General features: G+C 61.8%; 24 protein-coding genes. 14 read left to right on the top strand and 10 right to left on the bottom strand.

Features of this window, described 5'->3' with window-relative positions; all coding sequences use genetic code 11:
- Window positions 1-2: 2 nt before the first annotated feature.
- The 5 genes from HK439_RS06295 to HK439_RS06275 all read right to left on the bottom strand — a co-directional run bounded on the left by HK439_RS06295 (window position 3) and on the right by HK439_RS06275 (window position 6308).
- Window positions 3-1223, bottom strand: a complete 1221-nt coding sequence (locus HK439_RS06295; RefSeq protein ID WP_190290543.1) for an NAD-dependent epimerase/dehydratase family protein — start codon at window positions 1221-1223, stop codon at window positions 3-5.
- Between the two features lie 405 nt (window positions 1224-1628).
- Complete coding sequence (locus tag HK439_RS06290) at window positions 1629-1916, bottom strand: acylphosphatase (protein WP_190290542.1); 288 nt, start codon at window positions 1914-1916, stop codon at window positions 1629-1631.
- 92 nt (window positions 1917-2008) lie between these two features.
- Window positions 2009-3295: a sensor domain-containing diguanylate cyclase gene (locus tag HK439_RS06285; protein WP_209011599.1), complete on the bottom strand. Its 1287-nt coding sequence runs from the start codon at window positions 3293-3295 to the stop codon at window positions 2009-2011.
- A 163-nt stretch (window positions 3296-3458) separates the two neighbouring features.
- Window positions 3459-4115 carry an HAD hydrolase-like protein gene (locus HK439_RS06280; protein ID WP_190290541.1) on the bottom strand — a complete coding sequence of 219 codons (657 nt, stop codon included), beginning with the start codon at window positions 4113-4115 and terminating at the stop codon, window positions 3459-3461.
- A gap of 180 nt (window positions 4116-4295) precedes the next feature.
- Window positions 4296-6308 (bottom strand): acetyl-CoA carboxylase biotin carboxylase subunit, encoded by a 2013-nt coding sequence (locus tag HK439_RS06275; RefSeq protein ID WP_190290540.1) that lies wholly within the window; start codon window positions 6306-6308, stop codon window positions 4296-4298.
- Between the two features lie 204 nt (window positions 6309-6512).
- Here HK439_RS06275 and HK439_RS06270 point away from each other — a divergent pair, with 204 nt between their 5' ends.
- The 6 genes from HK439_RS06270 to HK439_RS06245 all read left to right on the top strand — a co-directional run bounded on the left by HK439_RS06270 (window position 6513) and on the right by HK439_RS06245 (window position 11360).
- Window positions 6513-6977: a hypothetical protein gene (locus HK439_RS06270; protein ID WP_190290539.1), complete on the top strand. Its 465-nt coding sequence runs from the start codon at window positions 6513-6515 to the stop codon at window positions 6975-6977.
- Between the two features lie 120 nt (window positions 6978-7097).
- On the top strand, window positions 7098-7469 hold the full coding sequence (gene folB, locus HK439_RS06265) for a dihydroneopterin aldolase (RefSeq protein ID WP_190290538.1): 372 nt from the start codon (window positions 7098-7100) through the stop codon (window positions 7467-7469).
- A gap of 98 nt (window positions 7470-7567) precedes the next feature.
- Window positions 7568-7870: a hypothetical protein gene (locus HK439_RS06260; RefSeq protein ID WP_190290537.1), complete on the top strand. Its 303-nt coding sequence runs from the start codon at window positions 7568-7570 to the stop codon at window positions 7868-7870.
- A gap of 132 nt (window positions 7871-8002) precedes the next feature.
- A complete protein-coding gene (locus HK439_RS06255; protein ID WP_209011598.1) occupies window positions 8003-8296 on the top strand; it encodes a hypothetical protein in 294 nt (97 codons plus the stop codon).
- A 328-nt stretch (window positions 8297-8624) separates the two neighbouring features.
- On the top strand, window positions 8625-9491 hold the full coding sequence (locus HK439_RS06250; protein WP_190290535.1) for a substrate-binding domain-containing protein: 867 nt from the start codon (window positions 8625-8627) through the stop codon (window positions 9489-9491).
- 21 nt (window positions 9492-9512) lie between these two features.
- Complete coding sequence (locus tag HK439_RS06245) at window positions 9513-11360, top strand: putative bifunctional diguanylate cyclase/phosphodiesterase (RefSeq protein ID WP_190290534.1); 1848 nt, start codon at window positions 9513-9515, stop codon at window positions 11358-11360.
- A gap of 30 nt (window positions 11361-11390) precedes the next feature.
- On the opposite strand, the gene HK439_RS06240 is transcribed toward HK439_RS06245, so the two are convergent.
- The gene (locus tag HK439_RS06240; RefSeq protein WP_190290533.1) at window positions 11391-12923 is read right to left on the bottom strand and encodes an acyl-CoA carboxylase subunit beta; all 1533 of its coding nucleotides are present in this window, start codon (window positions 12921-12923) and stop codon (window positions 11391-11393) included.
- 215 nt (window positions 12924-13138) lie between these two features.
- On the opposite strand from HK439_RS06240, the gene HK439_RS06235 reads away from it, so the two are divergent.
- The 5 genes from HK439_RS06235 to mgtE all read left to right on the top strand — a co-directional run bounded on the left by HK439_RS06235 (window position 13139) and on the right by mgtE (window position 18665).
- Complete coding sequence (locus HK439_RS06235) at window positions 13139-14563, top strand: circularly permuted type 2 ATP-grasp protein (RefSeq protein WP_190290700.1); 1425 nt, start codon at window positions 13139-13141, stop codon at window positions 14561-14563.
- 7 nt (window positions 14564-14570) lie between these two features.
- On the top strand, window positions 14571-15521 hold the full coding sequence (locus HK439_RS06230) for an alpha-E domain-containing protein (protein WP_190290532.1): 951 nt from the start codon (window positions 14571-14573) through the stop codon (window positions 15519-15521).
- A 23-nt stretch (window positions 15522-15544) separates the two neighbouring features.
- Window positions 15545-16369, top strand: coding sequence for a transglutaminase family protein (locus tag HK439_RS06225; RefSeq protein WP_190290531.1), 825 nt, complete (start codon window positions 15545-15547; stop codon window positions 16367-16369).
- Window positions 16370-16420: 51 nt separating this feature from the next.
- Window positions 16421-17155, top strand: coding sequence for a proteasome-type protease (locus HK439_RS06220; RefSeq protein WP_190290530.1), 735 nt, complete (start codon window positions 16421-16423; stop codon window positions 17153-17155).
- 94 nt (window positions 17156-17249) lie between these two features.
- Window positions 17250-18665, top strand: a complete 1416-nt coding sequence (gene mgtE, locus HK439_RS06215; RefSeq protein WP_190290529.1) for a magnesium transporter — start codon at window positions 17250-17252, stop codon at window positions 18663-18665.
- Between the two features lie 306 nt (window positions 18666-18971).
- Here mgtE and HK439_RS06210 read toward each other — a convergent pair whose 3' ends face one another.
- Window positions 18972-19742, bottom strand: coding sequence for an ATP12 family chaperone protein (locus HK439_RS06210; protein ID WP_190290528.1), 771 nt, complete (start codon window positions 19740-19742; stop codon window positions 18972-18974).
- Window positions 19742-20422, bottom strand: coding sequence for an HAD-IA family hydrolase (locus HK439_RS06205; protein ID WP_190290527.1), 681 nt, complete (start codon window positions 20420-20422; stop codon window positions 19742-19744). The genes HK439_RS06210 and HK439_RS06205 overlap by 1 nt, the downstream gene beginning before the upstream one ends.
- A 454-nt stretch (window positions 20423-20876) precedes the next feature.
- On the opposite strand from HK439_RS06205, the gene HK439_RS06200 reads away from it, so the two are divergent.
- From HK439_RS06200 to HK439_RS06190, 3 genes are all read left to right on the top strand, one after another.
- On the top strand, window positions 20877-21830 hold the full coding sequence (locus tag HK439_RS06200; protein WP_190290526.1) for a TIGR00730 family Rossman fold protein: 954 nt from the start codon (window positions 20877-20879) through the stop codon (window positions 21828-21830).
- Between the two features lie 45 nt (window positions 21831-21875).
- Window positions 21876-23255 carry an MBL fold metallo-hydrolase RNA specificity domain-containing protein gene (locus HK439_RS06195; protein ID WP_190290525.1) on the top strand — a complete coding sequence of 460 codons (1380 nt, stop codon included), beginning with the start codon at window positions 21876-21878 and terminating at the stop codon, window positions 23253-23255.
- A 137-nt stretch (window positions 23256-23392) separates the two neighbouring features.
- A complete protein-coding gene (locus HK439_RS06190; RefSeq protein ID WP_190290524.1) occupies window positions 23393-23557 on the top strand; it encodes a hypothetical protein in 165 nt (54 codons plus the stop codon).
- A 401-nt stretch (window positions 23558-23958) separates the two neighbouring features.
- Here HK439_RS06190 and HK439_RS06185 read toward each other — a convergent pair whose 3' ends face one another.
- Entirely contained in the window at window positions 23959-24963 is a 1005-nt protein-coding gene (locus tag HK439_RS06185; RefSeq protein WP_190290523.1) for an RluA family pseudouridine synthase, read from the bottom strand.
- Window positions 24964-25079: 116 nt separating this feature from the next.
- Entirely contained in the window at window positions 25080-25463 is a 384-nt protein-coding gene (gene crcB / locus HK439_RS06180) for a fluoride efflux transporter CrcB (RefSeq protein WP_190290522.1), read from the bottom strand.
- Between the last annotated feature and the right edge of the window lie 2 nt (window positions 25464-25465).

Below are 25465 nucleotides of genomic sequence, written 5' to 3'. Positions count from 1 at the left end.
CTTCAAGATACCGAACGCAGACGCGGATGCTCCGGGTCTTTTTCCACCTCTTTGGCGATTTCCTTGGTCCAGGCGGAGATGGCCGGAACCCGGCTGCGGTCGACGCGGTAGGCGTATTTCTTCGCCACGTCGACAACTTCCGAAAGCAACCCTTCGGCCAGCGTGATCGGCTCCAGGCCGAGCTCCAGGAACTGGTCGTTCCTGACCACCAGATCGTTTTCCGGCGCTTCCTTGCGCGGGTTGGGCAGCCAGGCGATCTTCGCCCCGGTCATCTTGGAGATGAGTTCGGCGAGATCCCGCACCCGGTGGGTCTCCGTCATCTGGTTGAACACCTTGACCCGGTCGCCCTTCGCCGGCGGGTTCTTCAGCGCCAGCTCGATGCAGCGCACCGAATCCTGGATATGGATGAAGGCCCGTGTCTGGCCGCCGGTACCGTGAACCGTCAGCGGATAGTCGATCGCCGCCTGGATCAGGAACCGGTTCAGGACCGTGCCGTAATCGCCGTCATAGTCGAACCGGTTGATCAGCTGCTCGTGGCGCCGGGTCTGCTCGGTGTGGGTGCCCCAGACGATGCCCTGGTGCAGGTCGGTGATCCTCAGGCCGTCGTTCTTGGCGTAGAACTGGAATAGGAGCTGATCCAGGCACTTGGTCATGTGGTAGATCGAGCCCGGATTGGCCGGATAGAGGATTTCCTGGGAAACCGTTTCCCCGTCCATGGTCTCGATCCCGACCGGCAGATAGCCTTCGGGGATAGCGGCGCCCACGGTCGAATAACCATAGACGCCCATGGTGCCCAGGTGAACGAGATGGGCGTCCAGATCGAGCTCCACCATGGCGTTCAGCAGGTGGTGGGTCGCATTGACGTTGTTGCTGACCGTGTAGTTCTTGTGCCGGTCCGACTTCATCGAATAAGGCGCGGCCCGCTGTTCGGCGAAATGGATGATCGCGTCCGGCCTGGCTTCCGCCAGCCACTTCTTGAAGACCTCGTAGTCGGACGCGATGTCGATCAGGTGGAAATGGATCTTGTTGCCCGTCTCCTGTTTCCAGATCCGGGTGCGCTCCTGGATGGAATCCATCGGCGTCAGCGACTGCACGCCGAGCTCGGTATCGATCCAGCGCCGGCTCAGATTGTCGATGATGTGAACTTCGTGGCCCAGATCGGACAGATGCAGCGACGTCGGCCATCCGACAAACCCGTCTCCACCAAGAACTGCAATCTTCACGACCATCTCCTTTGATCAAATATCTGCACACCGGCAAGCCGGCTTACAATCCGAGTCACACGGTAAACGACATTTGCATGTGAAAAACATGACAACGGCAACTGACTCGAAGGAAAGCTTAGGAAAAATAACGTGCCGCCGCCAGAGGTTAACAGGAAGGTTCTGGAAAAGGCTCCAGGAATATTGGCCTAACACGGGTGGAGAATGGCTCGGCACCCGATCCGGTCCCGGTTGTCATCCCGCGCGAACGTCAGGGAGATCCGGGACCTAGTAGCCCGTTCGCTCACGGTTCAAGCAACAAGCCTCACGGAGTACGGTTCCCCTCTTTCGCGGAGATGACAACAAAGGAAATCCGCAGACCTTGCATTACGCGCCGCGCATTTTGCCGTTGCCGCCGCCTTGGCTTCAACACGTATCGCGCACCTCGAAAGCCCCGCAATGCGTTTCGGTCTCACCGATCACCTCCACCTCAAGCACCCTGGAGAATTGAGGCCCGTCCCAGACAGCCGCAAGCATTGCGTCCACGGTTGCCGCGTCTCCGCAAAACAGCGCTTCCACCGCTCCCGAACGGCGATTGCGCACCCAGCCGGACAGGCCGCGTGCACTTGCGGCACGCGCGCACCAGGCGCGGTAGCCGACACCCTGGACCCGGCCGCTGATGATCGCCCGGACGCATTTGTTTGAGGAAGTCATGAGGTCCCCTTCCGCCGGCAACCGGCGGGAGCATTCAGAATTTCACCGACTGGATTTCAGACTAGCACGAAACGTCGCCGCTGCGGCGACGTTCAAGCGACGAAAACCCTGTTCCGGCCGACCTTCTTGGCCTTGTAGAGGGCCTTGTCGGCACGCATCAGCGCCGAGGAAACCGTTTCGTCCGCCGCAAGAGCCGCGACACCGATACTGACCCGGTAGCTGAGCACCACGCCGCTCTCGCTGAAGATGCTGTTTTCGATCCTCCGGCGGATCGATTCCGCGATGGCGGCGGCGCCGTCGAGATCGCAGTCCCTGAGCAGGACAAAGAATTCCTCGCCGCCGGCCCGGGCAAAAAAGTGCCCCTCGCTCAGATGTTCGTCCAGCTGCTCGACGAGATGGCACAGCGCACTGTCGCCGACCGCGTGGCCGTGCCGGTCGTTGATCCCCTTGAAATTGTCCACATCGATCACGAGAACCGCCAGGCCGGCGCCGGTTTCCCGGGCCTCTGTTTCGACCTCTCCCGCCGTCTTGAAAAACTTGCGCCGGTTGAAGGCTCCGGTCAGGTGATCGAAATCGGCCGCGCGCCGGAGCTGCTCCTCAAGCTGCTTGCGATCGGTAATGTCCAGCATCGCACCGGCCAGGCCGTTCACCTCCCCGGTGGAATGGTCGCGCGTCACGGCCTTGCTGAACATCACATGACGTTCTTCGCCGTCCGCATAGCGGACCTTGGCCTCGTAGAACTGGGTGCCGCCCTTGCGCATCAGCTCTTCGTCGGCTTCCTCATACACCTTCGCGAGGTGTTCGGGCGCCACGTCATAGACGCTCGCCCCCTTTACCTGGTCCGCCGGCAGGCCGATGTAGCGCGTGAAGGCCACATTGCAGCCGCTGTAGATCCCCTGCCTGTCCTTGAAGAAGATCGGCGACGGCAGATTGTCGATTGCCGCCTGCAGATTATCGCGCTCGGTCCCGAGACGGCTCACGGTCTCCCGCATCTGCCGGCGGTAGCGGGCCGCTTTCTCCGCCCTCTTGAGCGCGATGGCGGCCTGGTCTCCGGCGGCTTCGCTCAAGACGTCGTCCGCCCCCAGGTCCAACAGGCGCGGCATCCAGTCCTCACCCAAGCCTTCACGAACAAAGGCGATCACGAAACACGTATCTCCGACCGCCAGGCGAACCCGGCGCAGCATGCTGCCGGCATCGTCCGGCGAGACGGAAACGATGCAGGCTGCAAGGTCGTCGGCAGAAGAATTCGAGGCTATGTCGAGAGGCTGGAGGCGATAGCCCGCAGGAAGGGTTGGGCGGGGTTCTTCCGGTTTTCCGAAATAGCCGACCGTTGCGGGCGCATTCCCCTCACAGATATGTTCCGTCGCAACGCTCGTCATCACTGTTCCGGCTCCCGCAGCCCCTAGTGTTTTCTACGTAGGAACAACTCCATAACATTTCCTTACGGAATGGCATGGATCCGGCCGAAAGCAGCCGAAAACGGAAATTCAGGTAAGCAGCTCCTGACCGGAAACAACCTGCAGAACGCAGGTCGGAATCACCTCAACCGGTGATGACCCAGGTTCCCAGTTCCTGCGGACGGTCAAAGATCGCGGCCGGGTGCTCCGCCTCCAGTTCCTCGCGGCTGCCATAGCCCCAGGTCACACCCAGGGCGGCGACCTTGTTGGCCTTCGCCCCGATCAGGTCGTGCTTGCGGTCTCCGACCATGACGCACTCGGTAGCGGCGATCTTTTCCTGCTCCAGGATAAAGGCGATCAGATCCGACTTCGCCGAGCGCGTGCCGTCCAGTTCCGAGCCGTAGACCTTGCCGAAATGCGGCAGCAGGCCGAAATGCTCGATGATCCTGGCCGCATAGGCGTGCGGTTTGGAGGTGGCCACGAACATCTTGCGGCCGCTGGCCTCAAGGTCTCCGACGAGGCGCTCGATACCGTCGATGACGGTGTTCTCGAACAGGCCTTCGGTGGTGTAGCGCTCACGGTAGAAGGTAACCGCCCGGTCCTGCACGGCCCGGTCGCCGGTCTCCAGCAGAATGCCGAAGCTTTCCCACAGCGGCGGTCCGATGCACCAGCGCAGGTCTTCCGCCTCGGGGATACGGGACGCGCCCATCTTGTCCAGCGCATACTGGATGGAACGGGTGATGCCGACGAAGGGATCCGTCAGCGTCCCGTCCAGATCGAACAGAAGTGTGGAATAGATCATGAAGGCCCGATAGACGACAGAGCTGAAGAAGACGTTTATGCCGCTCTGTATACCGCCGCACCGGTGAGGAAAAGCCTAAACGATGTCACAGGTCCGTCGACGCAAAGCTTGAGGCAGAAACGGCAAGGCGGCCCGAACGTTGCCGCGCGCGCCGCCTCGAATTCCGTCCGCTACGGAGAATCAGCTGAATTCCATGATCACCGCGTCGACGGCGAGGCTGTCGCCCGCCTTCGCCTTGATCGCGGAGACCGTGCAGTCCCGTTCGGCCCTGAGCACGTTTTCCATCTTCATGGCTTCGACGATGGCAAGCTGCTCCCCGGCCTTGACCTCCTGGCCTTCTTCCACAGCGATGGAAACGACGAGGCCCGGCATCGGGCAGAGCAGCATCTTGGACGTATCCGGCGGAAGCTTTTCCGGCATCAGCGCATCGAGTTCGGCCATGCGCGGCGTCATCACCTTGGCGATCACCGAAAACCCCTGCCAGTCGAGGCGATAGCCGCCCAGAACCGGGCGCACCTGGACGACCACCGGCCGTCCTCCGACCGATCCGTTCCAGAGCGCCTGCCCCGGAGCCCAGTCCGATTCCACTGTCGTGACCGGACCGTCGCCGATGGCCACATCGATCTCGACCGGCGTGCCCGGATAGCCGGCGGCCAGTCGGACCGGCACGTAAGTCTTGTCGACCTTGACCACCCAGTTCTCGCGGATCGCGCCCGAATGGGGCCGCAGGCGGCCCGGCAGATGGTCGAGCCGCTCCCGGTTGAGCGCGCCCATGGACAGGGCCACGGCCGCCAGCACGCCGGTGGCGGCCTCATCCGGATGCGAGGGAAAGAAACCGTCCGGATATTCCTCGGCGATGAAGCCGGTCGCCAACTGACCGGAGCGCCAGCGCGGATGGTTCATGAGCGCGGTCAGGAACGGCACATTGTGCTGGATGCCGTCCACATAGAAGGCGTCGAGCGCCTCGCTCATGGCGTCGATGACCTCGTCGCGCGTCGGGGCATGGGTGATCAGCTTGGCGATCATCGGGTCGTAGAACATGGAGATTTCCGAGCCCTCGACCACGCCGGTGTCGTTGCGGACCGTCACGCCGTCGCTGGTGCTTTCCTCAGGCGGCGCATAGCGCACCAGCCGGCCGATGGACGGCAGGAAATTGCGGTACGGGTCTTCCGCATAGATGCGGCTTTCCACCGCCCAGCCGTTCAGCTTGACGTCCTTTTGTTCGATTTCCAGCTTCTCACCGGCGGCGACCCGGATCATCTGTTCCACAAGGTCGATGCCCGTGATCAGTTCAGTGACCGGATGCTCCACCTGCAGGCGGGTGTTCATTTCCAGGAAATAGAAGCTCTTGTCCTGGCCGGCGACGAATTCCACGGTGCCTGCGCTGTCATAGTCCACGGCCTTGGCGAGCGCCACGGCCTGCTCGCCCATCTTGGCGCGCGTCGCCTCGTCGAGCAGCGGCGACGGCGCTTCCTCGATGACCTTCTGGTTCCGGCGCTGGATGGAACATTCGCGCTCGCCCAGATAGATGGCGTTGCCGTGCTTGTCGCCGAGCACCTGGATTTCGATGTGACGCGGGTTCTCGATGAATTTCTCGATGAACACCCGGTCATCGCCGAAGGAAGACGCGGCTTCCGACTTGGAGCGGGTGTAGCCGTCGCGGGCTTCCTCCGCATTCCAGGCAATACGCATGCCCTTGCCGCCGCCGCCGGCCGACGCCTTGATCATCACCGGATACCCGATGTCCTCGGCGATCTCCACCGCCTGATCCGGCGATTCAATGACCCCGAGGTAGCCCGGCACCGTGCTGACCTTGGCCTCATTGGCGAATTTCTTGGATTCGATCTTGTCGCCCATGGCTGTAATGGCGCGCGGGTTCGGACCGATGAAGACGATGCCTTCCCTGGCGAGCATTTCCGGGAAACTTGCCCGTTCCGACAGGAAGCCGTACCCCGGGTGAACCGCTTCCGCGCCGGTTTCCTTGCAGGCCGCGATGATCTTTTCCGGGATGAGATAGGATTCGGCCGCCGCGGCCGGCCCGATATGGACGGCCTCGTCGGCCATTTCCACATGCAGCGCATCCCGGTCGGCATCCGAGTAGACCGCCACGGTCTTGATGCCCATGCGCCGCGCGGTCTTGATGACCCGGCACGCGATTTCACCACGGTTGGCAATCAGGATCTTGGAAAACATGCACACTCAGCCCGTTTTTTATCGTCGAACGTTTGTATGTGCAGGCCGCGCCAGGTGCAACATATCCAAAAGATGGGCAGTGGTTTCGCGCATCCCCCGCCCACAGCCGGTCCTTATCCGGCCTGAAAAATATCCGGAAGAAAAGCCATATAGTCAATTTTAACATATTCCATGTCTAATATTCCGACCCTGGGAGGAAAACCTATGATCGGCCTGCGAAAACTCGCTGTCTTTTTAATAATCGCCTTGGTACCGGGCACCGCTTCCGCGGCCCAGGTTGGCAGATGGCAGAGCGGAATCGTTCAGGGCTATACGAAATACTGGACGGTCAACAACGACGGCGCTCATTTTACGATCTGGTGCAAGTCGCAGCGGAACAAACCCGTCAGCCTGATCAGCATCGACATCGAAGGCCAGCCCGCTCCTCCCAGCAAAAGGGTCGAAATCGCGATCGGCCGCAGCTTCGTCAAGCTGGACGCCGACAGGAACGGTTACCTGCCGACGAACTGCCCGACCTGCGCCGACAATTTCGTCTATCTGTGGAACCAGATCCGGTCAGCAACCCGCCTTGCGGTCACCTTCGCCGACGACCGCCATGCAGGCTTCTCCCTCGACGGTGCCAGGGACGTGCTGCCCGGGACGGCCTGTTCGCCGGCGAGCGGCGGTTAACAAGACCGTTCCTCCATACCGGCAGATATTTTTGATCATGGGACTCGCTTTTCGGAAGTGGAGCCTCTAAGCCCGTCGCAGCGCCTCCCCGAAAGGCCCTGTCACGGAAGATCAAGCGCCATGGATGCGATCCACCTCGAAGACCTCGCCTTTTTTGCCTATCACGGTCTTTATGACGAAGAGGCAAAGCTCGGCCAAAGGTTTCATGTCGACCTGACCTGCTGGATCGACCTGCAGAAGGTCTGTGAAACCGACGAGTACGCCGACACGGTCTGCTACGCCTCCCTGCTCAAGACAGTGGAGACAGCCGTCACCGAAACCCGTTTCAAGATGATCGAACGGCTCGCCGCGCAGGTTATCGAGGCGGTTTTCAAGTCCGACGACCGCATCCAGCGGATCCGTATCCGCGTCCACAAGCCCAGCGCACCTCTTCCCGTCCCGACCGGCAAGGTCAGTGTCGAACTGCTCAGGGACCGACCGCCGCAGGGTTGATTCTCACTTATCCGTCATCGCCATCTTGTCGCCTTGCTGCCGTATTGCTCTATTTCGGCTATGATCTGTTATCGTAGGCCCTATCTGTGGAGGCACATATGCGGTCCCTTGCAAAAATCATTTCGATCACTGTTTTCATTGTTCTGTCATTGAGCCAGTTTGCCCAGGCTCGACCTGATCTCAGACGCATGACCTGCCTGCAAGCGCAACAGATGGTCCAGCGCAACGGCGCGGTGGTGTTCACGACCGGGCAATATACATTCTCCCGGTTTGTCGCCGACGCCCGCTTCTGCGACTGGGGGCAGGCCGCCTACCCCCAACTCGGCCCGACCCGCGACAACCCGAGATGCCTCGTCGGCTATGAATGCCGCGAGCCGCTGTTTTCGCCCTGGGAACGTTGAACCTATAAATGAGGACGCCTGACGGACGGTTGCAGCCAACGGCACTGTGACCGCTCGAGAAGCCTTGCCGGCGCAATTCCTCGCTCTACATCCGTTCGGGCTATCATCTGCACTCGTTTAGTGGAGGTTCCAGTGAAGTCCATAACGAAAATCATATCGATTGCTGTGTTTCTCGTCCTGTCCATGAGCCAGTTCGCCCTCGCTCGCCCCGACCTGCGCCGCATGACCTGCCTTGAGGCCCAGCAGATGGTTCTGCGAAACGGCTCGGTGGTCTTTACGACCGGCCCTTACACCTTCTCCCGGTATGTGTCGGATCGACGCTACTGTACCAGGGAAGAGGCCGCCTTCCCGCAACTCGGGCCAACGCGCGACAATCCGAAATGCCTTGTCGGCCTGGAATGCCGGCAACCGCTATTCAGCAACTGAGTGAAAATGAAAACCGCCAGGGCCCTGATAACGGGCCTTGGCGGCACAGAATAAACAGCCGGACAACTCCTGAATTCCCACCGCAGCGAAGCAATTTCTTCCGATGCCCGAACCCGGAATCTGTCGGGTGGGTGCGGCGGCTCTTTGCATCAGAATTCGCAGACCTGATCGCCAGTTCTCCAAACGCGAATTTTGTGCTGCTAAGGTTTTCTTCATTATATAAGTGACGACATATTTCTTAAATATATCCCAAAATAGCCATATTTACTCTTCCTATACGTCAATAACTTATAGGTGAGCCCGATATTGATCAACTGAGCTCGGGCGAATGAAAGACTTCTTCGGTTTATTTAGTGGACGTTCTGTCAGGACGTTCACATTCGCCATCGCTGCAACAGCCGTCATTGCCCTTGCTCCCCAGGCGGGCGCAGCCGGTTCGCCGGCCCGGCTCGTCATCGGCGGCACAGGAACCGCCCTCGGCGGCATGCAATTGCTGGCCAAGGCATTTTCCGAAGATCACCCCGAAATCAAGACGGTCGTCCTGCCCAGTCTTGGCTCCGGCGGCGGCATCAAGGCACTCGATGCGGGAAAGATAGACCTGGCACTCAGCGCCCGGCCGCTGAAGGACAAGGAAAGCGCAAAAGGCCTGTCCGCCACCCTCTACGCCCGGACCCCGATCGTCTTTGCCACACACAAGAAAACCCCGTCCGGCAATGTCACCCTTTCCGAACTGCCCGGCATTTATTCAGGCGCGACCTCCAAGTGGCAGGACGGTACGCCGCTTCGCCTGATCCTGCGCCCCGAACAGGAAAGCGATACCCAGCTGTTACGCGGCCTTTCGAGGGAATTGGACGCGGCCATTGCGACAGCTTTCACCCGGAATGAGCTTCTGGTTGCCGTCACGGACCAGGACAACGCATCGGCCCTGGAAACGATCCCCGGATCGCTGGGCTTGACGACGCTGGCTCAGATCCTGAGCGAGAGCCGGAACCTCAAGCCGCTGACATTCGACGGCCAGGTTGCCTCCGTGGACGGGCTTCACTCGGGCGATTACCCCTATTGCAAGACCCTCTATCTGGTGGTCGGGAAAGACCCCTCAGAAGCGCTCGAAGCCTTTGTGACCTATGTTTTTTCCAAGACCGGCCGCGACATTCTGACTGCGACCGGCCATGACGTCGCCGAACCGGGCCGGTAATCGCAGATGGGAACTTACAGAATGACTCAGGGCGACGGCCCCTTCATCCGACTGATCAGGTGGATCGCGATCTTCACCACGGTTGTGATCGCCGTCGGTCCTCCTGCTCTGTATCTGTATTTCGGCTATCTGAGTATCCACGGCGAAATAATCGGAGAGGCTAAGTTCAAAGCCCGTCAGATCACACGGCTGATCAACACGAATCCCGAATACTGGCAGTTCGAATCCGGCCGCATCGGCGAAATGCTCGAGGACGGTGAAGGACTGAAAAACGAGAACTTTCACCGAGTGGTCCGCAACGATGGAAAACTCATCGTCCAGCGTCCTGCGATCGAACCCGAATACACATGGCCGAACGCACGCGTTTGGCATGAATTGACCGACTACGGCACCCCGGTCGGCCATCTGGAAATCGTTCATTCGCTTGAACCGCTCTACAAGCAAGGCGCGGTCGTCGCCGCCTTCTCGCTGCTGTCGAGCATTTTCGTCTATTGGGCATTCCGCATGGTCCCCATGCGCATGTTGACCAGGGCCTGGGAGCGCATCACCTATCTGGCGACCCATGACTCATTGACGGATCTGCCGAACCGGGCCTTGTTCATCGACCGGCTTGGCAAGGTTCTGCGCGCGGGACGCAGGTTACCCGACGCGGTGACCATTTACGCCTTCGACCTGGATTTCTTCAAGGATATCAATGACACCCTCGGCCATGCCGCCGGCGACCAGCTCCTCTACCAGGCCGCCTCCCGGATGAAGGAGTGCCTGCGCGAGGGAGATGTTCTGGCGCGTCTCGGCGGTGACGAATTCGCCGCCTGTCAGATCGGAATTGCCGACCCGCAAATGGCGGCGGCAACGGCCGAACGTCTGATCGCTGCCTTCAAAAAGCCCTTCAATCTGAATGGAACCGAAGCTTTTGTCGGGGTCAGCATCGGCATTGCCATTTGCACGAAAGACTGCAAGGTCCGCCCGTCTCTCCTGCTCAACAGCGCGGACCTCGCCCTTTACAAATCCAAACAGAACGGCCGGAACACCTATCATTTCTTCGAAGAGGAAATGAACTCGGACTTGCGCCGCCGCAAATCGCTGGAAGCCGGCCTGCGCAAGGCGTTGACGAATGAGGACCTGAGGCTGGAATATCAGCCGCAGGTGGAACTCTCGACGCAGAAGATCACCGGTTTCGAGGCCCTCGCGCGCTGGCAGCACCCGGAGATGGGTGAAATTCCGCCGTCCCAATTCATTCCGATCGCCGAAACCAGCGGCATGATGCGGCCGCTGACGGAATGGATCGTGCACAAGGCCTGCCACGACGCGGTTCGGTGGGGTGACCTGAAGATCGCCGTCAATCTCGCTCCCAGCCTGTTCCAGCAGACCGGACTGACGCGGATCATCTATTCCGCCCTTGAGGAATCCGGTCTGCCGCCCGAACGGCTTGAACTGGAAATTACGGAAGACAATCTGATCGGCGATACCGAACGGACACTCACGATCCTGAGGGAACTCAAGGAGATGGGCGTCCAGATTGCGCTGGACGACTTCGGCACGGGCTTTTCCAGCCTGGGCTATCTGCGGCAGTTTCCCTTCGACAAGATCAAGATCGACCGCTCGTTCATCAACGATATCGGCAACGAGGACGATGCGGACGCCATCGTGCGCGCCATCATCAGCATGGGCCATGCCCTGAAGATGGACGTCATCGCGGAGGGCGTCGAAACGCTTGAACAGGCCAATATCCTGATGGCCGAAGGCTGCGAGCAGGTTCAGGGCTTCCTCTATGGCCGGCCAATGCCCCGGCGCGACATCGAAACCCTGCTCACCGCACTGCACACCCTCCGGGACGACAAGGACCAGCCTGCCCGCAACGCGGGTTAGTCCTGCGCCCGCGCCATCAACATTCCGCCGTCAAAGCGGAATGTTGTCGTGCTTCTTCCACGGGTTCTGCAGGTTCTTCGAACGCAGCAGGGCAAGCGCCCGCGCCACCCGGCGGCGCGTGGAGTGGGGCAGGATCACCTCGTCGATATAGCCGCGCTCGGCGGCCACGAACGGATTGGCGAACCTCTCCTCGTAATCCTTGGTACGCTTCGCGATCTTGTCCGCATCGCCCAGTTCGGAGCGGTACAGGATCTCGACCGCCCCCTTGGCGCCCATGACCGCGATTTCCGCGGTCGGCCAGGCGTAGTTGACATCGCCCCGGATGTGCTTGGAGCTCATCACGTCATAGGCGCCGCCATAGGCCTTGCGGGTGATCACGGTCACCTTCGGCACAGTGGCTTCCGCATAGGCGAACAAGAGCTTGGCGCCGTGCTTGATCAGTCCGCCGTATTCCTGGGCCGTGCCCGGCAGGAAGCCCGGCACGTCGACGAAGGTCACAAGCGGAATGTTGAAACAGTCGCAGAAGCGCACGAACCGGGCCGCCTTCCGGCTGGCGTCGGAATCGAGAACGCCGGCCAGCACCATCGGCTGGTTGGCGACGATGCCGACCGTCCGGCCCTCCATCCGGCCGAAGCCGGTGATGATGTTGCCGGCGAATTTTTCCTGGATTTCGTAAAAGTCGCCCTCGTCCACCGTCTTCAGCACAAGCTCCTTCATGTCGTAGGGCTTGTTCGGATTGTTCGGAATCAGGGTATCGAGGCTGTCGTCGATCCGGTCCGGATCGTCGTGGCAGGTCAGTTCCGGAAGATCCGCCTGGTTGTTCATCGGCAGGAAGTCGATCAGCCGGCGCATTTCCGAAAGCGCCTCGACATCGTTGTCGAAGCCCCCGTCGGCGATGGAGGATTTCACCGTGTGGACAGAGGCCCCGCCCAGTTCTTCCGCCGTCACCGTTTCGTTGGTCACGGTCTTCACGACGTCCGGACCGGTGACGAACATGTAAGAGGTATCGCGCACCATGAAGATGAAATCGGTCATCGCCGGCGAATAGACGTCGCCGCCCGCGCACGGTCCCATGATCAGCGAGATCTGCGGGATCACGCCGGAAGCCAGTACGTTGCGCTGGAACACCTCGCCGTAGCCGCCAAGAGCTGCGACCCCTTCCTGGATACGCGCGCCGCCCGCATCGAACAGGCCGATGATCGGTGCGCGGTTCTGCAGGGCCATGTCCTGGATCTTGATGATCTTTTGGGCATGGGTCTCCGACAGTGATCCGCCGAAGACAGTGAAATCCTTGGAAAACACATAGACGGTCCGGCCGTTGACGGTGCCCCATCCGGTCACCACGCCATCGCCCGGTATATGCTGCTCATCCATGCCGAAATCGGTGCAGCGGTGGGTCTTGAACATGTCGAATTCCTCGAAGGACCCTTCGTCCAGCAGGATTTCGATCCGTTCGCGGGCCGTCAGCTTGCCTTTCTTGTGCTGGGCCTCGATCCGCCGTTCACCACCCCCCAGGCGCGCGGTTCCGCGGCGCGCTTCCAGTTCGGCAAGGATTTCCTTCATGGCTGTCTCCGAAACAGGTAATTTTATGTGGTCCTAGCATGTGCACCGACGCACGCATAGTCAGCACATGGGCGGAGTTGCGACCTCCGCAAAAAGCACGAGTCGGCGCCCTGTTGCCTAATCGGTAATCACGGACGCCTTAAGAATACACTTTGACACCGTGCTCCAATTTGCCATGATTGCCTAACAACGCAGCAGCGATGAACGGGGAGGTAATGGCCGAAGAGCGTTCATACTTTAACGAGATGCTGGACAATGCGGGCAATCCGCGGGCCGCCTATGCAAGGCTGTCCGCATGGCTGGACGCCAAGCCGCCCAACTACCTGTCCCGCAAGACCCGCGAAGCGGAAACGATCTTTCGCAGGCTCGGCATCACCTTTGCCGTTTATGGCGCCGACGAGGCCACGGAACGGCTGATCCCCTTCGACCCGATCCCCAGGATCATCTCCGCATCCGAATGGCGCCGGCTGTCTGCCGGCATCGACCAGCGGGTGCGGGCGCTGAACGCCTTTCTTCACGACATCTACCACCGCCAGGAGATCCTGCGCGCCGGACGCATTCCCGAAAGCCTGATCATCCAGAACGACGCCTTCCTGCCGGAAATGGTCGGCTTTACCCCGGCGCAGAAGGTCTACGCCCACATCATCGGCACCGACCTGGTGCGGGTGTCGGAAAACGAATTCTACGTGCTGGAGGACAACACCCGCACGCCGTCGGGCGTCTCCTACATGATGGAAAACCGGGAAACCATGATGCGCATGTTCCCGGACCTGTTCGAGATGCACCGCATCGCGCCGGTGGAACACTACCCGGAAAACCTGCGCCAGACGCTGGAAAGCGTCGCCCCGGACCTGTCGAAGTCGGAACAGACCGTCTGTGTGCTGACACCGGGCATCTACAACTCGGCCTATTTCGAGCATGCCTTCCTGGCCGACTCCATGGGCGTGGAACTGGTCGAGGGCCGCGATCTCTTCGTGGACGAAGGCAAGGTGTTCATGCGCACCACCCGTGAGCCGCAGCAGGTGGATGTGATCTACCGCCGGATCGACGATGCCTTCCTCGACCCCCTCACCTTCAATCCGGACAGCATGCTGGGCGTACCGGGCCTGTTCGATGCCTATCGTGCCGGCAATGTCACCATCTGCAACGCACCGGGAACCGGCATTGCCGACGACAAGGCGATTTATGCCTATGTGCCCGACATCATCGAGTTCTATACCGGCCAGAAGCCGATACTGAACAACGTGCCGACCTGGAACTGTTCGCGCGAGGACGATCTGGCCTATGTGCTCGACCATCTGGAAGAGATCGTCGTCAAGGAGGTCCATGGCTCCGGCGGCTACGGCATGCTGATCGGCCCGACCGCCTCCAAACGCCAGATCGCCGAGTTCCGCAAGATCCTGATGTCGAATCCATCCAACTACATTGCCCAGCCGACCCTGGCGCTGTCGGCCTGCCCGACCCATGTCGCCTCCGGCGTCGCCCCCCGCCACGTGGATCTGCGTCCCTTCGTTCTGATCGGCGACCAGGTGCGCATCACCCCCGGCGGACTGACCCGTGTCGCCCTGAAAAAGGGCTCCCTGGTGGTCAATTCGAGCCAGGGCGGTGGCACCAAGGACACCTGGGTACTGGAGGACTGACCGGATCATGCTTGGACGTACCGCCTCCTCGCTCTTCTGGATGTCGCGCTATCAAGAGCGCGCCCAGAACACCGCAAAATTACTGCAGGCTGCCTACCGCACCGCCATGGTGACCCATGCCGGACAGGCCGACGGCGAAAACTGGCGCTTTGCCCTGGCAAGTTCGGGCAGCGAATTCGGATTTACGGAAAAGGTCGGAGAGCTGACGCCCAGGGGCGTGATCTCCTACATGGTCTTCGACAAGACCAATCCCTCCAGCGTCCGGGTCTGCCTGGAAACGGCGCGCAACAATGCCCGCGCGGTCAGGACCGGCATCACGGCCGAACTCTGGGAAGCGATCAACACCACCTGGATCGAGTTCGCGGACGTCAATCCCCAGTCGATCACCCAGGAAAAGCTGCCGGACTTCCTGGCCTGGATCAGCCAACGGTCGCACCTCTTCCGCGGGGCGCTCCTGAACACGATCCTGCGCGACGACGGCTACTACTTCAGCCAGCTCGGCAATTTCGTCGAGCGGGCGGAAAACACGGCACGCATTCTCGACACCCAATACTGGGTGCTCCTGCCCGACAATGACGTCGCCGGCGGTGCATCGGGCGAGCGTTACCAGTGGATCGTGATCCTCAGGGCCCTTTCAGGTCTCAGGAGCTACCGCTTCGCCTATCAGGATGCGAAGTTGAAGGCGGGCAATATCGCGACCTTCCTGATCCTCAGGGACGAAATGCCCCGCTCGCTCGCCCATTGCTACAACTGGATCGACGATACGGTCGAGGACCTCGGTGAGTTTTACGGATCGGTTCAGCCGAGCCTGGAAATGGGCTCGCAGATCTGGAAGGACCTGAAGTCGACGAACATGGACGCAATCTACAACAACGGGCTGCATGAATTCCTGACCGACTTCATCGGGCGCAACAACGCCTTCGCCCATCAGTTGTCGATTGACTACAACTTTGCCTGAAGAAACGGGAGCCGGTATCCGATATGCGACTGACCGTTCGGCACAAGACCCATTACCGCTACGACGCCCCGCTTGCCAATGCGATGCAGCAGATCCGCCTGACGCCGAAGACGGGTCCGGCCCAGACGGTCATCGACTGGAAGATCGACGCGCCGGGTATGGACCGGGCCACCGCCTACGAAGACGCGTTCGGCAATCTGGTGCATATGGTCTCCGCTCATGGCATGTCGGAAGAAGTCGAAATCACCGCATCCGGAACGGTTGATACCTTTGACGTCAACGGCGTAATCGGCTTTGAGAACGGCACCTCCTCGCCGCCGCGGATCTTTACCCGGTTCACGCCCCAGACCAAGGCCAACCAGGCGATCCGCCGCCTCGCCGCGGCGGCGGAAAAAGACGACCTGATCTCCGGCCTGCACGAGCTGATGCATTCCATCCGCGACAAGGTCGATTACAAGGTGGGCGTGACCGAGACCCATGCCACGGCCGTCTCCGCACTCGCCAACGGCGAAGGGGTGTGCCAGGACCACGCCCATATCTTCATCGCCGCCTGCCGCTCGATCGATGTGCCGGCCCGCTACATTTCCGGCTATCTGCTCCTGGAAGACGAGCAGTCCTCGGAGGCCCACCATGCCTGGGCCGAAGCCTTCGTTCCCGATCTCGGCTGGGTCGGCTTCGATATATCCAACGCTATCTGTCCGACGGATCGATATATCCGCTTGACCACAGGCCTGGATTCGCGTTCCGCTGCTCCCATACGCGGCATCCGGTTCGGCGGTCAGGAAGAAAACATGGATGTCGAGGTGGACGTGGAACAGGCCACGCGCCAGCAACAACAGCAGCAATAGGGCAACCGGGGTTGCCCGCGGGCGACCTGCCAAGGTCTGTGAGAAACGAAGATGACCTATTGCGTTGGACTGAAACTCGACCGTGGCCTTGTGTTTGCCGCCGATACGCGCACCAATGCCGGTCTCGACAATGTCTCCACCTTCAAAAAGCTCCACGTCTGGGAAAAACCGGGCGAACGGGTGATTACCCTGCTGTCGGCCGGCAACCTCGCCGTGACCCAGGCGGTGGTGTCCATCCTGACCGAGCATATCGCCGGCGGCCTCGACGGCAACCGCGCCACGCTGATGAATGTGGAAACCATGTTCCAGGCGGCCCGGCTCGTCGGCAGCGCCGTGCGCGAGGTGCGCCAGATCGACGGCGAGGCCCTGGAGGCGAGCGCCGAAAACTTCTTCGTCACCTTCATCCTGGGCGGTCAGATCAAGGGCGAGGAGCCGCGCCTGTTCCAGGTCTATTCCGCGGGCAACTTCATCGAGGTGAGCGACGACACGCCCTACCTGCAGATCGGCGAGCACAAATACGGCAAGCCGATCCTGGACCGGGTCACCCATGCCGACATGCGCCTGGGCGAAGGCGCGAAGATGATCCTGCTGTCTTTCGATTCCACCCTGCGCTCGAACCTCTCCGTCGGCCTGCCGATCGACCTGCTGCTCTACAACAAGGACAGCTTTTCGTCGGAACGCCAGCTGCGGATCGAGAAGGACGATCCCTATTTCCGCAAGCTGTCCAAGGCCTGGTCCGACGCGCTCCGCGACGCCTTTACCGAAATCGAGGAACTGGAAGTCTGATCTGAAGAAACGTCGCCTTGCATTCGGCGCGGCGTTAAGCGAACAGTCAGTTCGTGGCGCCGAAGCGCCGAAACGGACGGACCTGGAGCGTGCGATGACAGTCATCGATGAGCCTGAAACCCTCGTCTGGCATCGCGAGCCGGCACAGGAACCGCTGGAAGCCAATGACGCGACGCTGGCCAGGATCCGGCAGATGATCAAGGCGGGCGAGCGCATCGCCCTCGTCGATCTGATGAAGCGCTGGGACCCGATCGACGTCATGCAGCTTCTGGTCCGCCTGCGGCTGAAGCAGGCGCGCAAGCTGTTCAAATGGCTGCCGTCCAATCCATCCATCAAGGTGATCGCCGAACTCAGGCCGGAGTTCCGCTCCATCCTCATGGAGGAATCCACCCTGGAGCAGTTCCGCGACATCCTCGCCGGCCTCGATCCGGACGACGCGGCGGAAATGCTCAACGACTTCCCTGACGAAGTCGCCGAGACCCTGGCCGAACGCCTGCCCGATGTGGAAGCCGTCGCCGGGTTCGAAGCCTACGCCGACGACAGCGCCGGCCGCATCATGGCCCGCAAGTTCGTCGCCCTGCCCGAAACCTGCACCGTGGAGGATGCCTCCGCCCTGATCCGGGCCGAGGCCGAGCGGATCCGCAAGATTTACACCGTCTATGTGCTGGACGACGAAGGCCGCCTGACCGGCACCATTGCAGTCGGCAAGCTGCTGCTGTCGCCACCGGAAGCGACGCTCGCGGAAATCATGAACCGGGACTTCCTGGCCGTCTCCGCCGAAACCGACCAGGAGGAAGTGCTCCGCCTCGCCCGCAAGCGCGACATGCACACGGTCCCGGTGCTCAATGCCGACGGCCAGCTGATCGGCCGGATCACGCCGAAGCAGATGGCCCGTGTCGCTTCCGAGGAAGCCACCGAGGACATGCTCCTGATGAGTGGTGTGTCGTCGGAGGCCAAGGCCGACGACACGGTCCTGAAGATCATGCGCGGCCGCCTGCCCTGGCTGCTCGCCGGCCTGATCGGTTCCAGCGTCGCCGCCAGCGTGGTCGGCTCCTTCGAGCACCAGCTTTCCACCGCCGCCATTCTCGCCGCCTTCATTCCGGTCACCATGTCCATGGCGGGCAACGCCGGCCTGCAGGCGTCTGCCGTCGCCGTTCAGGGGATTGCGACCGGTGCGCTGTGGTCCGGCGATATCGCCTTCCGGCTGATGAAGGAATTCATCGCGGCCCTTGCGAACGGCGCCGTCGCCGGCTGCATTCTCGCTACGCTGGTGATGATCGCCTCGACGGTGGTCCCCATAACCGATCCGGTCCATCTGGCGCTCGCCACGTCGTTTTCCCTGCTCTGCGTCACGACGCTCGCCGCCATGGTCGGCGCCATCATCCCCATCGTGCTCGACAAGTTCGGCATCGACCCGGCCATGGCCACCGGCGTCTTCATCACCTCCACCAACGACGTGCTCGGCGTGCTGGTGTTCTTCCTGATGGCAACGACGTTTTACTTGGGGTGAGGCGCGTCCGGCGGAGCCGGCAAAAAGCAAACGATTTTGCTTTTTGAGCGCCGAACGCCCGAAGCCATAGCGAAGGGCCGGGCGGGGCCGGTCTCAGTTCTTCGACTTGCTCCCCTCTCCCCCCTTGAGGGGGAGATGCCGGCGGTGACAGAGGGGGGTGACAGCGGAAGCGTCACACGCCACCGCCTCGATTTGTTGCAAGTCCGATACCCCCCTCTGTCCGTTGACACGGACATCTCCCCCTCAAGGGGGGAGACGGGTGCAAGGGGCATGACCCTGCCGCTAACATCATCCGATCACGCCGCCTCACCCCTTCAGGATCAGACCCGCCGCTTCGAATTCCTTGCGCTTGTAGGCGCGGATGGCGGCGGCTTCGGCGTCCTCGCCCCAGCGTTCGATGTTGAAGTCCTCTTCCACGTGGGCGGCCTGCCAGGCGTCATCGGCCGTCAGCCGTCCCTCGAGTACGGCGAGCGCCAGGACGGCGGACCCGGACAGGGTCGTTGCCGTGTGAAGGGCCGCGAGCTGAAGTGGTTTGAGACCATCGAGCCGGGCCCGGAACGCCTTCAGGAGCGGCTCTGGCTGGTCCTGATGGATGATGCCCCCAATCAGGACGAAACGATTGCCGAGCAGATCTTCTGCCCAAGCAAGCACCGGATCCCACAGCTCCGTCTGGCGCTGGACGAGTGTTTCTGGATCGTCCGCCCGATAACAGAGCGCATCGGTGCCGCAGAAGCGGGCGATCTCGTCGGCGACCTCGGCGAACCGGACAGAAACCGCATCGATCGCGGAATTGCTGATCCGTGTCAGCGGCATGTTGGCCGGATTGATTTCCTTTTCCTGCGCGGCCCATTCTGCGGCTACCGCCTTTGCAAGCGCCTCACTCGGCAGGACGAGGACCGCCTTGCCCGGCGTTTTCACTGGCCGGCCGTCGAGATGAATCGCAAAACCGCCTTCGGTTTCAGCATGTTCCGCGCGTTCGTAGAATCGTTTCGGCAACTGGCGCCGGGACAGTTCCCGCGCCCGCTGTTCCGGATCCTTGGCCGCGTCGTCGGCCAGCGTTTCAAGAAGGTCGCGCATTACGCCGTTTCCCTGTCAAACCCGAAAAGTTGCTCCAGCACACCGTCGAGCTGGTCGAAATGATCGATTACGTGAGCCGCCCCGGCAAGTTCCAGGCGCGGCCGGTCATGGTAACCCCAGGTGACCCCGATGCTGCGCACGTTTGCGGCCGCAGCCATTTCCATGTCGAAGGACGTGTCGCCGATCATGACCGTGTTGGCTGCCTCCGCCCCGGTCTCGGCAAGCGCCTGCAGGATCATATCCGGATGGGGTTTGGAGGGCGAGGTATCCGCCGTCTGGATGGTGATAAACCGGCCGTGGAGCCCATGTACCTCGACCATGTGATCAACGCCCCGTCGCGCCTTGCCGGTCGCGATACCCAAAAGCACATCGTCGCGCGCCGCCAGCCGGTCGAACATGTCCATGGTGCCGGGGTAAAGCGGATCGAGGTCCAGCCCCTGTCCCCGCCGTTCCACTTTCGAGGCCCGATAGGCATCGGCCATTGTGGTCACGTGGTGGGCGTTCTCCGGACCCACCAGCGTCAGGAAGGCCCGTTCGAGCGACAGGCCGACGATGGAAAGCGCCGTGCGCCGCTCCGGCATCGGCAAACCGGCAGCCGCAAAGCCGACCTCCAGCCCGTGCAGGATGGTCTCCTGGCTGTCCACCAGAGTGCCGTCGCAATCGAAGATAACGAGATACATGGAATTTGGATGCTCTTCAGGGCTTGTGTCTCAGGCCCCGCATGTGGCGGGTTTTCCCGGCCGGGTCAAGAGCCGAGGCAAGGCAGCCGGAAGGAGAACTCCGCACGGCAGTGCAGGCCGTTGCCGGAAAGACGTTGTTTCCCTCCGGTCACGCCCCTGCCGCGGCACTCCTGCGGACCTCGCCGAGATCCGTTCGAAACGCGCCCCATCCTCGTAGCCAATCAACTGCGTGTCGAAAAGCTGGGCCAATTGACGAAAGAGAATCGGACAATTTGCGCGCTCAGGTACAAGTAGCAGTATTTTCATCTCTGCTCCCTCAGGCGGAACTCATTCTGCCGCCATTTGGGGTAATACGGATCGTCATCAATGATGATTGGTATAAGATCCGGCGAAACCGGACCGCCGCCCCGACAGGCGATTCCGCGAGCCGAATTCAGTCCGAGAAACCAGCAAGATGCCCCAAGATCCTAAACTGTCACCCTGCAAGCCCTGCCCTGCGCAAGCCGAATGCCGCCAGACCGATCTGCCCTGGAAATCTCCCAAGCCGAGCCACGAGGACCCGAAGGCGCCGGAACTCGTCGCCGCCATCATGCGCAGCCCGAACTACCGCCAGGCCGATGAGGACGTCGATTTCCTGAACCGGGACGAGACCCGCGGCATCCGGCTGCAGCTCGACTACACCAAGGCCGAAACCCTTTTCCAGGAACACGGCATCGCCCATTCGATCGTCGTTTTCGGCAGCACCCGCGTCTCCGAACCGTCGGCAGCGCGCCGAAAGGTTGCCGATCTTGAGGCCGCATTGGAGCGAGACCCGGAAAACAAGGACCTGGCCCAGCGCCATGCGATCGCCCTCAGGGTGCTCGACAAGAGCCGCTACTATGACATCGCACGGGAATTCGGCCGGCTGGTCGGCGAAGCCGAACACAAGGTCGGCGACCATCTGGCGGTCGTCACCGGCGGCGGTCCGGGCATGATGGAGGCGGCCAACCGGGGAGCTGCGGATGTGGGCGCGCGCACGGTCGGGCTCAACATCACCCTGCCCCACGAGCAATATCCCAACCCCTACGTCACGCCGGACCTGTGCTTCCGCTTCCACTATTTCGGACTGCGCAAGCTGCATTTCGTGATGCGCGCCCGCGCGCTCGTGGTCTTCCCCGGCGGCTATGGCACCCTTGACGAGTTGTTCGAGACCCTGACGCTGATCCAGACCCGCAAGATCGCCCCCGTGCCTGTGATTCTCGTCGGCGAAGCCTACTGGCGCAAGGTGTTCGACCCCGATTTCCTTGTGGCCGAAGGCGTGATCGACCCGGAGGACCGGGACCTGTTCTGGTACGCCGAAACGGCCGAAGAGATCTGGGAGGATATTCTGCGCTGGTACGAGCTTGCCGGAAAACCCCTCACGGCATAGCGTCAGCACATAAGAACAATCGGCAAATTGAGGAGACGCCGGACAATGGAGATTTCGTTTCACGGAGCTGCGACCGGTGTGACCGGCTCGTGCCACATGATCACCTGTGCCGGCAAGAAGATCCTGGTCGATTGCGGCATGTTCCAGGGCGGACACGAACTCAACGAGGAAAACACCGAGCCCTTCGGCTTCGATCCCCGCCAAATCGATATCCTGCTTCTGACCCACGCCCATCTCGATCACTGCGGACGGATCCCGCTGCTGGTCAAACAGGGGTTCCGGGGCGAAATCATCTGCACCGCCGCCACCCGCGACCTCGCCCGCCTGGTCATGCTCGATTCGGCCCACCTGCACGAGGAAGAGGCCCGCCGGCGCCGGCGCCACGGCAACCACAGCAAGGGCAGCGAGCCGCTTTACGACACCATGGACGCCTTCGATGCCATGGACCGCTTCGGACGCAACGCCGATTACGACAAGCCGATCCACCTCGCCCACGGCATCACCGCCACCTTCGTCGATGCCGGCCATATCCTCGGCTCGGCCAGCGTCCTGCTGGAGCTGGAGGAGGAAGGTCACAAGAGACGGGTCCTTTTCTCCGGCGACCTCGGCCCGGACCACAGGCCGCTGCTCAGCGACAACCAGGCGCCGTCGGACGTCGATATCGTGGTCATGGAAACCACCTACGGCGACCGCGACCACCGCCCGCTGCAAGCCTCCATCGACGAATTCTACGAAGCCATCCGCGACGCCCAGGAGCGCGGCGGCAACGTGATCATCCCCACCTTCGCCCTGGAGCGCGCGCAGGAACTCCTGTTCTTCCTGCGCGAAGGTATGGAACGCAAGGAAATCCCGGACACGCTGCATGTATTCCTGGATTCGCCCATGGCGATCTCCGCAACCCAGATCTTCCGCCGCCATCCGGAGGCCATGCGCACCGACATCGAAAGGATGCTCAACAGCGGTCAGGACCCGTTCAAGCTGCCCGACCTGCATTTCACCCGCGAAACCTCTGAATCGATGGCGCTGAACCAGATCCGCTCCGGCGCGATCCTCATGGCGGGTTCCGGCATGTGCACCGGCGGTCGCGTGCGCCACCATCTGCAGCACAACCTGGCCCATTCCGACTGCAGCGTCATCTTCGTCGGCTATGCTGCGGAAGGCACGCTCGCGCGCATTATCGTCGACGGCGCCCGCTCGGTCCGCCTGTGGGGCAAGGAGATCCCGGTCAGGGCCAAGATCCACACCATCAACGGCTTTTCCGCCCATGCCGGCCGGTCCGAACTGCTCGCCTGGCACCGCCAGACCGGCAAGCCGGAAATCACCTTCCTGATTCACGGCGAAAAGGAAAAGAAGGAAAACTTCGCCAAGGCCCTCAAGCACACCCGCGTGGAAATGCCGGACTTTCACCAGAGTTACAAGATCTAGGGTGCCAGGATCTGGCGGCAGACAGCCCTCTGCAAGATCACACCTTGAGCTGATAAGGGCTTGGGCGTCCCTCGACTCCCAGGCCTATCCCCTCTATTGATCCTTCTCACACCAATCGCCTCGTCCCGGAGCTTCCGTTGACCAAGATCATCGTCCTGTTCATGCTTGCCCTGGCCCTGGTCCAGATCATCAAGCCGCTCGGCTGGCCGGGGCTGAAGAAGCGGTCGGATGCCTGGAAGCTGGCGCTCGGCGGGCTGATGGTGACCATAATCGCCATCGGGCTCATTGCGCTGGGTCAGTAGAGGCGGGGCGGCTGAAAACGATTGACGTGTGGCGGACAAGGCCGGCCCACCCCACGATTGTCGTCCCGGGCGAACGAAGAGAGACCCGGGATCCACTCGTTTCCAGAGCCGTTGTGCTCACGACCAGAGCTGCGGTAGACGGCTCGGCGAGTAGGCCCCGGATCAAGTCCGGGGTGACGGTTTGGGGGCGTGGTACGCTCTTTCCCCAATCCCGATGCTGAACCGGATACGCGGGACATGCCAGCCCTTCGCCAGGGCTCCGGGCATTCGGCATTCCAATCAACAAATCGTTGTCGATTGGCCGGCTAAGAGCTAACCGCCCCAGCCCTCCGCTAGGGCTTCGGGCGTTCGTCGCTTGAAACGCCAAATCGTTGGCGTTTCATGGGCAAGCCCAACACTCCTCACTCCTCCGGGTCGTTCATGTCCGGGTCGTAGTCGGAGGCGTCGAAACCGAGCAGGTTCCAGGTCTGCTGCATGTGCGGCGGCAGGGGGGCGGAGACGTCGATGACGCCGTGGCCCGACGGATGCGGGATGACGATCCGGCGGGCGAGCAGGTGCAGCCGGTTCTGGATGCCGCCGGGCAGCTCCCAGTTCTCGATGTTGAAATACTTGTCGTCGCCGATGATCGGATGGCCGATATGGGCCGCATGGGCGCGGAGCTGGTGCGTCCGGCCGGTCACGGGGCGCATGGAGACCCAGGCAAGCTTCTGCGCCGACTGTTCCACCACCGAATAGAGCGAGACCGCGTGCTGGGCGTCGTCCTCGCCCTGGCGCGCCACGCGCATGCGCTCCTTTTCCTCGGAGCGTGCGAGGAAGGTGGAGATACGGCCCTGCTTGGGCTTGGGAACGCCGGCCAGCATCGCCCAGTAGATCTTGCGGGTGTTGCGGTGACGGAACGCTTTTGTGAGCTCCTGGGCGGCTTTCCGTGTCTTGGCGACCAGAATGATGCCCGACGTTTCCCGGTCGAGCCGGTGCACCAGCTTCGGCTTATTGCCCTTGCGGTCGGTAAAGGCGTCGAGCATGCCGTCCAGATGACGCTTCAGCCCGGAGCCGCCCTGCACGGCGAGCCCCGCCGGCTTGTTGAGGACCATCACGTGATCGTCCTCGAACAGCATCATGTCCTCGATCGCCTTGCGGTCGTCGGCAATCAGCTTGGTCGATTTCGGCTTCTTGTTCTTCGTATCGTCCGCGCTCAGTTCCACGCCGAGCGGCGGCACGCGAACGATCTGCCCCTTGGCGATCCGGGTCGAGCTTTCCGCCCGCTTGCCGTCCAGGCGCACCTGTCCGGTGCGCAGCAGTTTCTGCAGCCGGCCGAAGCCCAGTCCCGGATAGTGCACCTTGAACCAGCGGTCGAGGCGCATGCCCGCCTCGTCTGCGGTCACTTTTTTCTGGTCGATTGCGGACATTTCGTTCTCTTTGGCGCAAGCGGCCGTCCGGCCGGCGCATAGGGTCGGCCCCGCATATAGGCGGTTTCAGGGAATTTTGAAAGCCCTGCGACGGTCAGAGGCAAGAGAGACGCCCCTCAGGCCGCCAGTTGGCGCATCACGAACAGGCCGGCGAAGACGGCTGCAATGGAAAGCGCCACGGACAGGAGCACATAGGCGACCGCCGCCTGGGTGTCGCCGCGCTCCCACATCAGCGCCACATCGAGCGAAAACGCGGAAAAGGTGGTGAAGCCGCCGAGCATGCCCGTTGCCACGAAATAGCGCAGGGATTGCGACCCGCCCACACCATGGCGGACGAGCCAGCCGATGAAGAGCCCCATGATCAGCGAGCCGACGATATTCACGGTGATGGTGCCGTAGGGAAAGCCGGGGCCGAAGGCCCTCAGCGTCCACAGACCGACCAGATGGCGCAGGCCCGCGCCGATGCCGCCGCCCAGCGCGACAAGGAGGAAATGGTTCATGA

The sequence above is a fragment of the Roseibium aggregatum genome, from assembly GCF_014692675.1.
GTDB classification, from domain to species: Bacteria; Pseudomonadota; Alphaproteobacteria; order Rhizobiales; family Stappiaceae; genus Roseibium; species Roseibium aggregatum_C.
Note: the sequence above shows the minus strand (reverse complement) of the source record. Positions and strands in the feature narration are given on the sequence as shown.